Genomic DNA, 15,041 nt, shown 5'->3' on the forward strand with positions numbered 1-15,041 from the left:
GCTCTTACGATTGCAAGCCGAGACGCTCACCTGCATAAGAGCCATCTAGGACTCGTTGCCACCACGCTTTGTTATCCAGATACCATTTTACGGTTTTACGAATTCCGCTTTCAAATGTTTCTTGGGGAGTCCAGCCCAATTCACGTTGGATTTTGCTGGCATCGATCGCATAACGCATATCATGACCTGGTCTATCGGTGACAAAAGTAATTAACTCACTAAACGATGCCAAACCATTGGGCTTTTGGGGTACGATCTCGTCTAAGATAGTGCAAATAGTACGTACCACCTCAATATTTTTCTTCTCATTGTGGCCGCCGATATTATAGGTTTGACCGATTTCGCCTTTGGTGACAACAGTATATAGTGCGCGTGCATGGTCTTCGACAAATAACCAATCGCGAATTTGCAAACCCTGACCGTAGACAGGGAGAGGCTTGCCGGCTAAGGCATTAAGAATCATTAGCGGAATGAGTTTTTCTGGAAAGTGATAGGGACCGTAATTGTTGGAGCAGTTAGTGATCAAGACGGGCAAACCAAAGGTGCGATGCCAGGCACGCACTAAATGATCACTTGATGCTTTAGAGGCTGAGTATGGGCTGCTAGGCGCATAAGGCGTAGTCTCGGTAAAGAGCGCATCGCTATTGTCATCCAGATCACCGTAGACTTCGTCTGTAGAAATATGATGAAAACGAAACTGTGCTTGCTGCTCAGCATCTAATTGTTTGTAATACTGACGGGCAGCTTCTAGCAGGGTATAGGTACCGACAATATTGGTTTGAATAAACTCACCCGGTCCATCAATGGAGCGATCAACATGACTTTCTGCCGCTAAATGCATAATGGCTTGTGGCTGAAAACGCGCCAAAATTGCCCTGACAGCGGCGCTATCACAGATATCGGTTTGGGAAAATTCAAAACGCTCACTCTGGCTGACGGGTTCGAGCGAGTCGAGATTACCGGCATAGGTTAATTTATCTAAGACCAAGACATGATGCTCGGTATGATTGATCAATAAGCGCACGACAGCCGAGCCAATAAAGCCCGCACCGCCCGTAACTAGTATGTTCATTCTGGACCTTGTGATCGTGATTCTACAAATGATTGGGTTTGCTATAAACTAAACATCTATTATAGTAAAGGTTTATAATTTACAGAGTTCTCAGCTGCTGCCAAGCGTTAATTGGCGCGGTTGCTGTCACGAGCGCTTGAGCTATTCTAATTTCGTCCTACCCTTTCAGCACCCAAGGTTTACCTATCATGCAGATAATCGATACCAAGATTCATGATGTCAAAATTATCCAACCCAAAGTATTTGGCGACGAGCGTGGTTTTTTTCTAGAAACTTTCCAAAAAAAACGTTATCAAGAGGCATTAGGGATCACTTACGATTTTGTGCAAGATAATCACTCACGTTCGCGCCAAGGGGTGCTACGCGGTTTGCATTTTCAGACTCAGCATGCCCAAGGCAAGCTGGTTCGCGTTGTACAGGGTGAGGTGTTTGATGTGGCGGTCGATATTCGACCCGATTCTCCTACCTTCAAACAATGGGCAGGTGTGATTTTGTCTGCTGACAATAAGCAACAGTTTTGGATACCACCGGGTTTAGCTCACGGTTTCGTGGTGCTTTCTGAAGTGGCAGATTTTGAGTACAAATGTACGGATTATTATCATCCCGAATTTGAAGCTAGCTTATTGTGGAATGATCCTAGCCTTAATATTGATTGGCCAATCCAAGAGCCCATTCTTTCCGAAAAAGATCTTAAGGGCAAAACGTGGCAAGAATTATTTGCCGGCTAGCACAGACTTGTCATTTTTGCGAGCGTAAGGAACCCCATGAAAATTCTAATCACCGGTGCGGCAGGACAAGTCGGTCAAGAATTCAGTCGATTAACAGCCACTGATGCAGAATTAATTGCATTGAGTCGCCAAGAATTGGATATTACCCAAGCCGCTCATGTCCAAGAGGTGGTGCAAAGCCTACGACCTAACTTTATCATCAATGCCGCGGCTTATACGGCTGTCGACAAGGCCGAAAGCGAACCGGAACTCGCCTATGCGATTAATGCGCAAGCGCCCGAGTATTTAGCCAAGGCCTGTCAGACGGTAGGTGCGGCGTTATTGCATATATCAACCGATTATGTCTTTGATGGCCATCACACAGCGCCGTATAAGGAGACGGATGCCGTAGGCCCCACGGGTGTGTATGGCAAAAGTAAATTAGCGGGCGAAGAGGCCATCGCGCGTCATTGTGAACAGCACATTATTTTGCGCACCGCCTGGGTTTTTGGGGAGCATGGACATAATTTTGTCAAAACCATGTTACGGTTGGCGAGCAAAGAGCAACTTAACATCGTCGCCGATCAGCACGGCAGCCCGACCTATGCCGCCGATATTGCGCAAGCACTACTAACGATCGCGCGTCAGCTGGCCCACAAAGGTTCAAGCGCTTGGGGTATTTATCACTATAGTGGCGCTCCCTATGTCACATGGGCCGATTTTGCTCAAGAAATTTTTGACGCGGCCATGCAACAAAAACTTATCGCTCAGGCTCCACAGATTAAGCGCATTCCTACGACCGAATATCCGACTCCGGCTCAACGCCCCCTCAATTCGCGTCTGGATTGCCAAAAAATTCAGGCTGAATTTGCGATCCCCCCTTCTAATTGGCGACGTGTGCTTGCGCACCTAGCACCTTATCAGGACTAAAGATACGACGCTATGACCCAAAGCCTCAAACAAAAACTGCGCGCCTTCGCACAAAAAGCCTTTCATCGCTTATCAAATACACAGCAAGCCAAGCTGGTGCGCTTTGCCAATCGTATGGGGATGGGATCAGCGTTGGGTATCCAAAAAAAATCCTATCAATTTGTGGCCGCCACCGCCCCTCAGGATTTGGCGACCATTGTGCAGTCCTGGCCTAAGCGACCTGTATTTTCTATTATTGTGCCTGTCTACAATCCACCTCTGGACGTTTTCAAGGCCATGGTGGCCTCAGTGCAAGCGCAATGGTATCGCGATTGGCAATTAATCTTGGTCAATGATTGTAGTCCAGACCCACAGATCCAAGCGCTGTTGCAAGAGTTGGCGCAATCACAAACGCAAATTCTGGCGCTGAATTTACCCGAGAATCAAGGCATTTCTGGGGCAAGCAATGCGGGTCTCAAAGCGGCCCAGGGTGATTATATTGTGTTGTTAGACCACGATGATAGTCTGACGGCGGATTGCTTATTTGAATTGGCCCGATGTATTCATGAGCAGGGTGAGCCGGAATTTATTTATAGTGATGAAGATAAACAAACGGCTAAGCAAACCTTTATCGAGCCGCATTTTAAGCCCGATTGGTCGCCTGATACGCTCATGAGCTACATGTATACCGGTCATGTGTGTTGCGTACAGCGCGCATTAGCCCAACAAATAGGCTTTCGCTCAGCGTTTAATGGCGCCCAGGATTGGGACTTTGTTTTGCGTGTGACCGAACAAGCCCAAAAAATCGTCCATCTCCCTAAGGTTCTCTACCACTGGAATCAAATCCCTAGCTCAACCTCGAGTTCACTCGAGGCCAAGCCCTATGTGCTTGAAGCGGCACAGGCAGTACGCCTTAGCGCCTTAGAGCGACGCCAACTGCAAGCGCAGATAGAGCCACTGCCTGGATTCAAAGGCTATTTTAGTGTTAATTATTTACTGACGACGCCGCAGCGATTGACAGTGATTGTGGTGGCCGATGAAGCCCAACAAACACCGCAATGCATTGCGCCATGCGTGACCTCTGTACTGGCTAATGCACGATCTGAATTGCCGATAGATGTCATCGTAGTCAGCAGTGCACAGTATTTGCAGTCCCACCCTGAATTGCAAACTGACAAGGCTGAGCATGCGTCGGTACGCTGGTTGGTATTGGCTGAGACAACACCGACTTTTAGTCAATTGCGCCAAGCCGCGGCTTTGCAAGCCCAAGGTGATTTGATCGGCTTTATTGCGCCGCAGGTGCAGCTGCCCCAAGAGGATGCTTTAGTGCGCATGGCTGGCTATGCCAGCTTGCCGCATAGCGGTGTGGTGGGCATTAAGCTCGTGCAGGCAGACACGGACCTCATGGTCAGTGCCGGGATTTTGAGTCTAAAAGACGGTCTACATCATGCTTTTGCAAGTATGCACAAAAATGCCTATGGTTATATGTTGCGCAACCTAATAGAATGTAACTACTTGGCTGTGAGTGCGGCTTGTTTCATGCTCAAAAAGACCTTATTGCAACAAAACCAAGGACTGACATGTACCTGGCCGGCTCTTGATGCAGCGGCTCATCAACAAGATACGGAACTAAGTAGTATCGATTTGGGGTTTAAGCTTTACGAGCAAGGCTATTTTAATAGTATGATTCAAACCCGAGAGGCCTTGATGGCCATAGCGCCAAAGTCTAGCCGTGTATTTGACCCTGCACAAAGCGACTTAGAGCAAGCGTTGTTGGCGGCTCATCCTAGCTTTAAAGGGTTCGATCCATTTTTTAGTCCTAATTTACAGCCAACCCAGGCGAGTTTTGAAATTGCTTAGCGCTTAGGTCGAGCTGAGCTATTAATTATTGGGGTAGACGCGATGAAGAGCTTTTTGAAAAAACTATACTATAAATTACCAGATCCACAAAAAAAAGCGGCACTTGAGTTTGTTACTCGCACTCGTCTCAATCAGATCTTCATTCTGCCGCATATTGCGCAGGAAGAGAACCCCAATCCTTCCCCCTATAATTATCAAAATGGGAATGTCGCTTTATTGACGGGGCAAGAGCTCGCCACTTACGATCAAACGGTGACTGACGCCAGCGCGCCGAGCCCCAGTCACCCTGGCCGAGTGGCCATCCACTGCCATATCTTTTATGTTGATTTGCTCGATGAGTTTGTGCAGCAAATCAAAGAGATTCCGTTCGAGGCGGATCTTTATGTCTCGGTCACTGATACCGAGGCCAAGCAACAATGCCAAGAAAAATTCCAAAGCATTGTGCAAATCAAACACTTATACGTTGATATTGTGCCTAATATTGGCAGAGATATTGCGCCGATGTTTGCGCACTTTGGTAAGGCTTTAAGCCAATACGATTATATTGCTCATTTACAAAGCAAAAAATCCTTGCATCACCAAGGAATTTCAGCGGGTTGGCGGGAGTATTTACTGAATGCCTTATTTGGTAGTCGTGCCAATATCAGTCGTATTTTTGAGCAATTTATCCATAATCCTAAACTCGGGATTGTCTATCCACAGCCTTTCATTAGCTTGTCTTATTTGCCCTTAACTTGGTTAGGCAATCAGGCCGAAGCACAACGTCTTTTAGGTCGAATGAACCTGCCAATGCCTCACGGTTATTTATATTTCCCGGCGGGTTCCATGTTTTGGGCACGCACGCAAGCACTCAAACCGATTTTTGACCTCAATTTGCAGCTGCAAGATTTTCCCGATGAAGACGCTCAAAAAGACGGCACACTCGGTCATACATTGGAGCGTTTAATTGGCATCGTGCCAGATGCTCAAGGCTATCAGACCATTGTTCTCAAAGATACGCAATTTCCAGCATGGAATTACTTCCGTTTTGATCAATTTTATTTGCATCGTAGTTATCAACACTATCAGCGTTTGATCAATAAAAAGCGCTTTCAAGTGATTGTGGTCGATGTCTTTAATACGTTACTCAATACCGCCTTTATGCAATCGACTGAAGCGCACATTAAGGCGCAAGTCGGTGCCGAGCATGTGCTGGATGTCTGGAGTCTGAATGAAGACGTGCATAAGCTTATGCATATGGCCAAAGAGGCTGGCAAAAAGGTGGTGCTCATCGCCGATAGCGATTGTGCACAAGCGCAGATTGAGGCACTTCTCAAACGCTTGGGCGTCAAGGGCTGGGAACAGCTATTTGTGGAGCCTGCCGACGGTAGCGCCAAAGCATCAGGCGCCATTTTTCAAACAGTATGCCAACAGCAGCAAGTCAGTACTGAGCAGTTGTTAGTATTTGGTGATGATGAATACCTGGATGTTCATCTGCCTTATAGCCAATTCAATATCAAGAGTTTTCATATTCTTAAGGGCAGCCATTTAGCGCCTACGCTTTCAGATTATGGCCGGGTCAGTCGTTATGTGACAGAACTCGACGATGTAGAAGCCGAGCTGACCCTAGGAATTTTGATTCAACATAACTTTAATCAAATCGCTGAATTCAAGGCAGAACAACTAAGCTTGTATGCACCGCATCCATGGTATTTAGGCTTTAATATTTTGGGGCCTGCCGCTTGCGTAACACATGAATTAGCAGAGCAAGCTCCCCATTTATCAGTGGCTGAGTTACACCAGATCCATATGGACGATAGCCCTGAACTCAAACGGCTGAAACGCGCTATCCGAGAGACCCTTAGTTATTTGCAAGCTCAGCCCAATCTAAAGACATACGATATTTCTAGTAATTTACGCAGTGGCATGTTGTTTTACATTGGCCGTGTCAAAGCCATCCGGCAAGTCTTACCCGATTTTGTTAGCCACTATGAAGTGGCGCAATATATATTGGACGGTTTAAGCCCCATTCTAGAGCACGCCAGCCGCGATCAAGCGCCGGCGGCCACGACAGCAACAGACCATTCTCAGGCATAGCATGATAGAGACGCCTTCCGTAGCCATTTTAATGTGCACTTATAATGGTGCAGAATTTATCCAAGCGCAATTAGACTCCTTTGCCGCCCAAAATAACAACCATTGGAGTCTATGGGTTTCAGACGACGGTTCAAGCGATCAGACGGTCGAGCAGGTGCAGGATTTCATGCGCCGTCATCAGGTGGTAGGCGAGGTGGTGCAGGGTCCAAAACAAGGCTTTGCCAAAAATTTTCAGAGCCTGACCTCATTGCCACAAATAGAGGCTGACTATTATGCTTTTGCCGATCAAGACGATATTTTTTGTAGCGATAAATTGACACGTGCTGTCGCATGGCTCGAGCAACAAGATCGTACAAAACCGGCACTTTATTGTTCGCGCACCCAGTTGATTAATGAGCATAATGTCGTGACGGGCTATTCGCCTAACAACACCAAAGCGCCTGGTTTTGGCAATGCCTTAATTCAGAATATCGCCAGTGGTAATACCATGGTCTTTAATAAAGCGGCGCGTCACTTGTTTGTGCAGGCGTGTCATGTGCCTATGGTGTTTCATGACTGGTCGCTCTATCAAATTGTCACGGCTTGTGAGGGTGCTGTTTATTTTGATAGTCACCCGACGGTGCTTTATCGTCAGCATTCACAAAACGTGGTGGGCAACGGCATGGCTTTACAGCGCCGTATCAAAAACTTTCTGGCGGTTCATCAGGGTCGAAGTCGAGAATGGAACAGTATCAATATTCACGTACTTGAACAAGTACGCGAGCATATGAGTCCACGCGCTGCTGAGCAATTACAATGCTTTAAAGCGATGCGTTCGGCTAATCTTTGGCAACGACTACAATTAATGCGTCAAGCGGGACTTTATCATCAACATTGCTTGGGCGGCTTGACCACCTTAAGTTATGTGTTGAGAAATCGTTTATAACTTGGGCTGGCCGAGGCGTTTTAAAATGAAAATAAAACTTAAAAGCACGCTTTTTTTAGTTTGCGTTAAAATAAGCAGCTGCTAACAGGTTAGCCCGTTTTGCTCCACGACTGCTTTGTAAGCAGATCAGGCTTTTATTAGGTAAAAATACACATGTTTTTTAAGACAACACTCGAAGAGTTTTGGTATGCGATCAAGCATCCCCACCAGTGGTTCTTGCTGGCCTGGTTCGACATCAAACAACGTTATCGCCGTTCATTTTTGGGGCCGTTCTGGATTACCATTAGTACGGCGGTATTTATTCTTACCATGGGGGTCTTGTGGTCAACCATCTTCCAGATGGATACGCGTGACTACTTACCGCATTTTGCCATCGGTAATATTATTTGGGTCTTGATCGCCACGCAACTCAACGAGGCTGCCCGTGGCTTTAGTCTATTCGAAAACGTCATTAAGCAGCACCGGCTGCCGTATCCGAGTTATATCTTGCGCATCATGTCTCGTAACGTCATTATTTTGGCGCATAACTTAGTGATTATTGTGGCGGTGGTCTTTTATTCCAATGCCGAATGGACCTGGAAAGCGCTCATTGCTTTACCTGGCGCGGCTATTTTGATCGTGGCTACTTACCTGGTCTCTCTCATTGTGGCTATTTTATGTACTCGTTATCGCGATCTTGTGCCTATCATTGAAAACGTGGTGACAATTGCTTACTTCCTAACGCCAATTCTTTGGAAACCAAGCATTCTTCCAGAAAAAGTTCGTTGGGTGGTCGACCTAAACCCGGCGGCTAATCTCTTAGATCTTGTGCGCAAGCCTTTATTAGACGAATATCCAAGTGCGCTTAACTGGTGGTATTCCATCGGTGTCTGCATTCTCATTGGCTATTTAGCCTATTGGTTACTTAGCAAAACCCGTAGTCGAATTTCTTATTGGCTCTAATACTATGACTGTAAAAATAGACTTACAAAACGTATCGGTAGAGTTTCCGATTTATAACTCTTCAAATCGCTCTATCAAAAACAAGCTTATTAATATGGCCACGGGAGGGCGGATTGCCAGTTCTGCTGGTAATAAGGTGCTCATTAAGTCACTCAACGGCATTAATCTCAACCTCAAAAAAGGTGATCGTGTCGGCTTGTATGGCCATAACGGTGCAGGTAAATCGACCTTGTTGCGTGTTATGTCGGGCGCCTATTCTCCGTCAGGTGGTGAGGTCGACATCGAGGGCCGAGTGGTGTCATTGCTAGACATCAATGTGGGTATGGATGGTGAGTTCACTGGCTTTGAAAATATTATGTTACGCGGCGTGTTATTAGGCTATTCGCCGAGTCAAATCGCCCCTCGCGTCAATGAGATCGCAGAATTTAGTGAATTAGGCGAATACCTAAACATGCCCATTCGAACGTATTCTAGCGGTATGAATTTACGTCTCGCGTTTTCGATTGTGACCAGTTTTGACGCCGATATTATTCTTATGGACGAATGGTTATCCGTAGGGGATGAGAGCTTCAAGAAAAAAGCAGCCGACCGTCTCAAGAACATGGTGGATCGCTCCTCAATTCTGGTGATTGCGGATCATGATATCGACAAAATTTACGATACATGTAATAAGGTGATCTTCTTAGAACATGGCGAAATCAAAAGTATTCAAGAAGTAACGCCTGAGCTGCGCGCCGCTCGCAAAAAAGAAAAAGCAGACAAAATCCAAAAAGCCTTACAAGAAACTAAACAAGAACAGAAGGAATTGTTAGCCGCCACTGAGTAGGGCCGATAGTTGTTTATCAGCCTAGTCCAATCACCCACAAGCCCAAGGAATGTTAGATGCGAATTAAATCTTATGATTGTTTACGAGTCCTATCATTCCTTTGTATTGTGATCTATCACAGTCAGTTTCACACGGCCGAGCATTACGGTTACTTTGACTGGATGGAGTGGATGAATTTGGGCGGCATTGGGGTCACATTTTTTATTGTGATTTCGGGCTGTTCTTTGGCGCTGAGCGCCCATCGCCAAAGTTCTATTGGGGATTTTTACCGTCGTCGCTTTTCATCCATCTTGCCCTTTTATTGGGTGGCTTATGTCTTTGTCTTGGTGTTTTTATTTGTTACCCAGGGCGAAACCCATATGGAGGGCAAAATCACCAAAATCCTGCTTTCTGTGTTTGCGCTAGATGGCTATATGTCTTCGACGCGAAGTACCTATTATTTGGTAGGAGAATGGTTTACCGGCTTTATTGTTCTGCTTTATCTCTTTAGCCCATTACTGATCAAGGGTTCAAAACGTAGACCGGTGATGACCTTGGTCATCGTTACTGTCATAAGCTGGCTGTCCATTAATTACAGTGGTTTTGTAAACCATTATGTACGCATCTGGAGTCAGGTCGGGCTCTGGAACCCAACCTCAAGAATGTTTGAGTTTGTGGCAGGGATTTTGATTACGTTGTATTTAATACATCATCCGCAGCGTCTGCGACTGGTGGCCGTACTGTGCTTACTGTATGTGCTCATTGCCGTTTTTGTTTTGCAAAAAAGCTTTTTGCTTAATCTTGATCTGTTTGCTTTGAGTATCTGGGTCGCTACGTTTATTGTATTGCTCGCGATTATTGAGGCCATTCCTATCGGTGAGCGTGCCTATAGTGTGATTGAAGTCTTATCTAAATACTCCTTTATGGCGTTTTTGTATCACCACCAAGTCTTGTTGTTCTTGCTCAATCACCTGCAAATTAAGGAGTTTGCGCCTATACACATGACCTATATCATCGTCTCAACGATTGCTATCAGTTATTTTATTTCTTACTTAACCTATACACCGGCTGCGGCCATCAAGAAATTATTTTTTAAAAAAGTTTAGGACCTCAGATTGCCAGTTAGTAAGGAAGTCTCTTTTGCCATAGATTGCATTCGTATTTTGGCCAGCTTTTTGGTGGTGGCGGTGCATGTTTCAGCGACTCAGTTTTTTAGTCCAGGCCCCGAATGGTGGAAAGTCGTGACGGTAGATTCCTTGGCGCGTGTAGCGGTGCCGCTCTTCATTATGATTACTGGGGCCTTGCTGATCAATGACAAATCTCTCAGCTTTGCGCAAACCTCAAGACGACTAAAACGCTTGCTGCAAATTATCGTCTTTTGGGGGGTGATTTACATCTTGGCCTATAAGCTGTGGCCTAAAGACATCGCGCATTGGTACCAACCCATCACTGATTTACTCAGTAGTAATGTGATGTATCACTTTTGGTATTTATATGCCATGGCGGGCTTTTATATGGCGATGCCTATATTGAGTGCTATGTATAAAACACTCACTCCCAAAACCTTGTTAATTTATTTAGTGTTATGGGTGCTGTATTCGCTCATGGTGTTGATAGATCGTTTACAAGGCAATACCTTATTGCAAAATAATTTAGTGGCGATCTACCAAGTCAGTTGGTTGTTCGGGTTGAATATTTATTTATTAATCGGGCGTTTTATTGTCGATATTTATCAGCAACCCCAATATAGTCATGGTTTTTTTAAGTATGGGTTTTTGATTTATGTGCTCTTAAGTTTGTTTACGGCGGATCTTACGATTAGTTTTTCGCATGATCCTATTGCTCCGTCCGAAGCATTTTTTGATTACACAGGACTGTTAGTTTTGCTTGCTTCAGTGGCTATTTTTGCAGGTCTGATTTATTTGATTGGCAAGCATTATCACGATTTTTCCGACAAAACCTACACCAATATTCGTCGTATTTCTAATTACACCTTGGGCATTTATTGTGTTCATGTCGTCGTGCTAGACAAAATCACCGCCCCTTGGTTTAAATATACGCATCTGAGCTATGGTTTTATTGGGATGCTGTTACTGATCGTCATGACTTATGCACTCTCTTGTCTGATTGTTTATGTGTTAAGTTGGCTGAAACCTCTACAAAAAGTGATTTAATCATGCCAGTTTTCCTCACCCGTGCTGCTGATTAGGATGTAAGCACTGCCTATGTCTACACAAACCCTTCGTCTTCTTGGTGTGACGGTGATCGCCTTTGTTGCCGTTTATTTGATTGCTTATTTAATGCCGATGCAGTCGGATGATTATGCCTATGCCAATACGGGGTTGGGCCTGCAAAGCCATTGGCAACATTATTTGATTTGGAGCGGTCGTGTGGTGTCCGACTATATCAGCTCATTGATGTTGGTGTTGCTCAATAAACCAGTCATCGCCGCTTTGACCGCATTGGCCACGATACTATTGATGCTGACCATCACCTATATACCGAGGATCGTCGCGCCAGCAGCCACGGCCCACAAAAATCAAACATCGGCCTTGGTCGTGGCCTTTATGTTGATGCTCTTTTGGGTCGGTAACCCGGCGCTAGGGGAAACGGTTTTTTGGGTGGTGGGCTCGGCTAATTATTTGTACACCACTTTATTTGTCAGCTTATATATAGCTTGCTTGCTGAGTTACATCTGTCATGGGCGCTATTATGCAGGCTTATTGCTGTTTTCTTTTTTGGCTGGTCTTAGCAACGAAAACACCGCTTTTATTGTGGTTTTCATTGCTTTATGCAGTAGCGTCTATAGTCTACAAAGATCAAGGTCTAAAGCCATTTTAGTGTCTTGTGGCTTGGTCTTGTTAGGGGCGGCCATTCTTTATCTTTGTCCGGGTAGTTTTAATCGTGCCAATCAACCATTTTATGCCGAATGGAATGACATGACTTTATTTGGCAAGATGAGTTATTTTTTATCCGAAAAACTGTTTTGGGCTTTCAGAGAACTGGCTGTTGTTTTTTTGACGGCAGTGCTCTTACTGGTAGTTAACTATAAATATCATCCATCTCGTAATGCACTGGCCACGCAGGGGGCTGTTTTGTTTTTGTTGGCAGCTTTCTTGAGTCTAGGGATCATGATATTGAGCCCGACGTTTCCGCGTCGTGCCCTGATGGGACCGATGTTTTTTATGCTGATTTCAGTGTCGTTTTCAGTCAATTCAATTTGGCAGGCTAGGGCTGACGTACGGATGCGCAGATTCATGTATGTCTTGCTGCTGCCATTAAGTTTAGGGGTTATTGTGTCCTATAGCTTAATGCTGCGCTCAACCATTCAAGTTCACAAACAAGAACAAATTCGCCAGGCGCTGATTCAGGCTCATCTCAACGCGGGAGATCAAGTCTTCGCTATCCCTGGTTTTTATTGGCCTCGATCTCTACGAGGTGGTGATTCACCCGATACCTCTATGCAGGAATACACCATCAGTCAGTACTATGGTGTCAAACGCATTATTACCATAGAAAGCCAAGCAGATTTTGCAAAATAAATGTAACAATTAAAAACGCTTTGCTGGCTCAACTAATAGTAGAATGAGGAGTCTTGAGCAGCAGTTTACATAATAATTACAACGGGATTCCAATAAACATTCATATGCGACGTATCCTCATTTTGGCGCCTGAGTTAAGCGGATTAGATAATAGTTCTCACGTTTCGAGTGCTCTCATGGCGCTCGCTGTCGATCTGCAACAAAGTGGTCATCACGTGACGGTGCTCTATACAGGTGAATCTTACCAAGAGGATAGCTTTGCTGCCTGTGTACAGACCTACCAAGCTAAGGGCATTGACTTGGTCAGAATCACCCACTATGTGGGCAATCAATTGTTATTTAGTGAACCGGCAGATCAAATTATCCAAGGCACGCAAACCCAAAAAAGCAGTTATGCGGTTTATCGTTGGCTGCTCAAAAATAACGATTGGGATACGGTCATCAGTAGTGCTTACAAGGGGGATTTGTACTATAGCGTTTTGGCTAAACAACAGGGTTTGCATTTTCAAAATATACGCTTTGTTGTGACGCTTTATGCACCGTTGCTGTATTTAGATCAAGGTAATCATTTATTACCGTCCAATATTGAGCGGGTGATCCAGTATTTTTATGAACGAACGGTGGTGACAGGGGCTGACAGTTTAATTTGCTCTTCAGAGGCGCTCATCGACTGGTTACAACAACAAGGCTGGGACTTGCCGCAGGATAGGCGCGTTGGCTACAAATGCCTAACGCAGACGGCCGCCGCCGCGCTACCCTCTGTCAATCCGCAGGCGACGGCAACGTCTGGCCGTGAATTAGTGTTTTTGGGGGCGCTCGAGTCACGCAATGGCCTGAATTTACTGCTGAGTGCTTTTCGCTTCCTAGATGCGAAGGCGTGTGGTCTGACGCAAATCACATTTATAGGCAGTGACAGCCACCAAAACAGTGAACTCATTCGCCAAAAAGCCAAGCACCTAGATTGCACTATCAAGATTATTAATGATTACAGTCGACAGCAAGCATTGGACTACGTGTGCCAACATCAACCCTTGGTGATTATGCCTTTTCCACAGGCCAATTTGACGAGTAGCTTGTTCGATTGCGTGACTCAAGGTGTGAATCTGCTATTGTCGCCACAAACGGGGGCGGGTGAGATTTTAGCGCAGCCCGATCCGGCCTTGTGGTGCGCACTCAATCCAGCCCAAATGGCACAACAAATTATGCAGCGCCTCCAGGCCAGCCCGGTGCCTGTGCAACTGCAAGCCAAGCTCACCACCTTAACTCAGCAAGTGCACAATATTCTTGAGCAGGACTATCAAGCTCGGCTCATGGATAACAGCCCCTTGCCCTTGGTGACGGTTTGTATCACGCATTTTGAGCGGCCCCATCTACTTAAGCAAGCAGTCGCCTCTATTCAAGCACAAAGTTATGATCATCTTGAAATTGTGCTAGTCGATGATGGTAGTCGTGATCAAGCCACGCTAGCGTATCTTAATCAATTACAACAAGACACACATTCTAAAACGCCGATTCAGGTGATCCGCACGCCTAACCAATACTTAGGCGCGGCACGCAATATGGCCGCCGCCCACGCCAAGGGTGAGTATTTATTGTTTATGGACGATGATAATCTGGCCCATCCACAAGAGGTGGAGATTTTTGTCAAAGCAGCGCTAAATACCGACGCCGATGTGCTCACCTGTTTAGTGGATCTCTCTCCCGAGGAGGATTTTCGTGAGCATCGCATCAGTCACAAAATAGGCTTACCGATAGGTGCCTGCCTGACGCTGGGGATTTTGACCAACTGTTATGGGGATGCCAATGCCTTAATCAAAAAAAGTTTCTTTGATCAGTTAGGCGGCTTTACTGAGGATTATGGGATTGGCCATGAGGATTGGGAATTCTTTAATAAGGCGGCCTTGGCGGATGCTAAATTCGCCTTAGTCCCCGAAACCTTATTTTGGTATCGTATCTCAGAGGAGGGGATGCTGCTGTCTGGTGACCTCAAAAAAAATAATTATCGCAATTTCAGACCATTTTTACAGAAGTTTGGCAGCCTCGCTTACGGCGTTAGCCTAGGGTTGGGTTACTTTAATGAACTGCAAGCCATGGATTTGGATGAAATGCGCAAAAAACAATCTATTTGGTACCGAGTTAAATCTAAATTGCGGCATTGTGCCTTTAAATCTACCCCAAAAGCCTAAATTCGGCATGCTTGGCT

12 protein-coding genes are annotated in these 15,041 nt (G+C 45.6%); 11 read left to right on the forward strand and 1 reads right to left on the reverse strand.

The window, feature by feature from the left end; genetic code table 11:
• Positions 1–4 precede the first annotated feature (4 nt).
• Complete coding sequence (rfbB, locus tag Q335_RS0104170; RefSeq protein ID WP_028357568.1) at positions 5–1,072, reverse strand: dTDP-glucose 4,6-dehydratase; 1,068 nt, start codon at positions 1,070–1,072, stop codon at positions 5–7.
• Between the two features lie 188 nt (positions 1,073–1,260).
• Between rfbB and rfbC the strand changes: the two genes are divergently transcribed.
• From rfbC to Q335_RS0104225, 11 genes are all read left to right on the forward strand, one after another.
• On the forward strand, positions 1,261–1,800 hold the full coding sequence (gene rfbC, locus Q335_RS0104175) for a dTDP-4-dehydrorhamnose 3,5-epimerase (RefSeq protein ID WP_028357569.1): 540 nt from the start codon (positions 1,261–1,263) through the stop codon (positions 1,798–1,800).
• 36 nt (positions 1,801–1,836) lie between these two features.
• Entirely contained in the window at positions 1,837–2,709 is an 873-nt protein-coding gene (gene rfbD, locus Q335_RS0104180) for a dTDP-4-dehydrorhamnose reductase (protein ID WP_028357570.1), read from the forward strand.
• 12 nt (positions 2,710–2,721) lie between these two features.
• On the forward strand, positions 2,722–4,548 hold the full coding sequence (locus Q335_RS09170; RefSeq protein ID WP_051532286.1) for a glycosyltransferase family 2 protein: 1,827 nt from the start codon (positions 2,722–2,724) through the stop codon (positions 4,546–4,548).
• Between the two features lie 54 nt (positions 4,549–4,602).
• A complete protein-coding gene (locus tag Q335_RS0104190) occupies positions 4,603–6,624 on the forward strand; it encodes a rhamnan synthesis F family protein (protein ID WP_169733495.1) in 2,022 nt (673 codons plus the stop codon).
• A 31-nt stretch (positions 6,625–6,655) separates the two neighbouring features.
• Positions 6,656–7,549: a glycosyltransferase gene (locus tag Q335_RS0104195; protein ID WP_211248243.1), complete on the forward strand. Its 894-nt coding sequence runs from the start codon at positions 6,656–6,658 to the stop codon at positions 7,547–7,549.
• Positions 7,550–7,702: 153 nt separating this feature from the next.
• Positions 7,703–8,491, forward strand: coding sequence for an ABC transporter permease (locus Q335_RS0104200; protein WP_038369375.1), 789 nt, complete (start codon positions 7,703–7,705; stop codon positions 8,489–8,491).
• A 4-nt stretch (positions 8,492–8,495) separates the two neighbouring features.
• Positions 8,496–9,317, forward strand: coding sequence for an ABC transporter ATP-binding protein (locus Q335_RS09175; protein WP_084493538.1), 822 nt, complete (start codon positions 8,496–8,498; stop codon positions 9,315–9,317).
• Between the two features lie 56 nt (positions 9,318–9,373).
• Complete coding sequence (locus tag Q335_RS0104210; RefSeq protein WP_028357574.1) at positions 9,374–10,402, forward strand: acyltransferase family protein; 1,029 nt, start codon at positions 9,374–9,376, stop codon at positions 10,400–10,402.
• A gap of 9 nt (positions 10,403–10,411) precedes the next feature.
• Positions 10,412–11,470, forward strand: coding sequence for an acyltransferase (locus Q335_RS0104215; RefSeq protein ID WP_028357575.1), 1,059 nt, complete (start codon positions 10,412–10,414; stop codon positions 11,468–11,470).
• A 51-nt stretch (positions 11,471–11,521) separates the two neighbouring features.
• Positions 11,522–12,838, forward strand: coding sequence for a DUF6056 family protein (locus Q335_RS0104220; RefSeq protein ID WP_028357576.1), 1,317 nt, complete (start codon positions 11,522–11,524; stop codon positions 12,836–12,838).
• A gap of 104 nt (positions 12,839–12,942) precedes the next feature.
• On the forward strand, positions 12,943–15,024 hold the full coding sequence (locus Q335_RS0104225) for a glycosyltransferase (protein WP_038369377.1): 2,082 nt from the start codon (positions 12,943–12,945) through the stop codon (positions 15,022–15,024).
• Positions 15,025–15,041: the final 17 nt, after the last annotated feature.

It is taken from the genome of Brackiella oedipodis DSM 13743 (assembly GCF_000621025.1).
Taxonomy (GTDB): Bacteria; Pseudomonadota; Gammaproteobacteria; order Burkholderiales; family Burkholderiaceae_B; genus Oligella; species Oligella oedipodis.

What these genes read in the sequence shown, in the direction of transcription:
- rfbB (WP_028357568.1), bottom strand. Translation starts at nt 1,072, where the DNA reads ATGAACATACTAGTTACGGGCGGTGCGGGCTTTATTGGCTCGGCTGTC.
- rfbC (WP_028357569.1), top strand. Translation starts at nt 1,261, where the DNA reads ATGCAGATAATCGATACCAAGATTCATGATGTCAAAATTATCCAACCC.
- rfbD (WP_028357570.1), top strand. Translation starts at nt 1,837, where the DNA reads ATGAAAATTCTAATCACCGGTGCGGCAGGACAAGTCGGTCAAGAATTC.
- Q335_RS09170 (WP_051532286.1), top strand. Translation starts at nt 2,722, where the DNA reads ATGACCCAAAGCCTCAAACAAAAACTGCGCGCCTTCGCACAAAAAGCC.
- Q335_RS0104195 (WP_211248243.1), top strand. Translation starts at nt 6,656, where the DNA reads ATGTGCACTTATAATGGTGCAGAATTTATCCAAGCGCAATTAGACTCC.
- Q335_RS0104200 (WP_038369375.1), top strand. Translation starts at nt 7,703, where the DNA reads ATGTTTTTTAAGACAACACTCGAAGAGTTTTGGTATGCGATCAAGCAT.
- Q335_RS09175 (WP_084493538.1), top strand. Translation starts at nt 8,496, where the DNA reads ATGACTGTAAAAATAGACTTACAAAACGTATCGGTAGAGTTTCCGATT.
- Q335_RS0104210 (WP_028357574.1), top strand. Translation starts at nt 9,374, where the DNA reads ATGCGAATTAAATCTTATGATTGTTTACGAGTCCTATCATTCCTTTGT.
- Q335_RS0104220 (WP_028357576.1), top strand. Translation starts at nt 11,522, where the DNA reads ATGTCTACACAAACCCTTCGTCTTCTTGGTGTGACGGTGATCGCCTTT.
- Q335_RS0104225 (WP_038369377.1), top strand. Translation starts at nt 12,943, where the DNA reads ATGCGACGTATCCTCATTTTGGCGCCTGAGTTAAGCGGATTAGATAAT.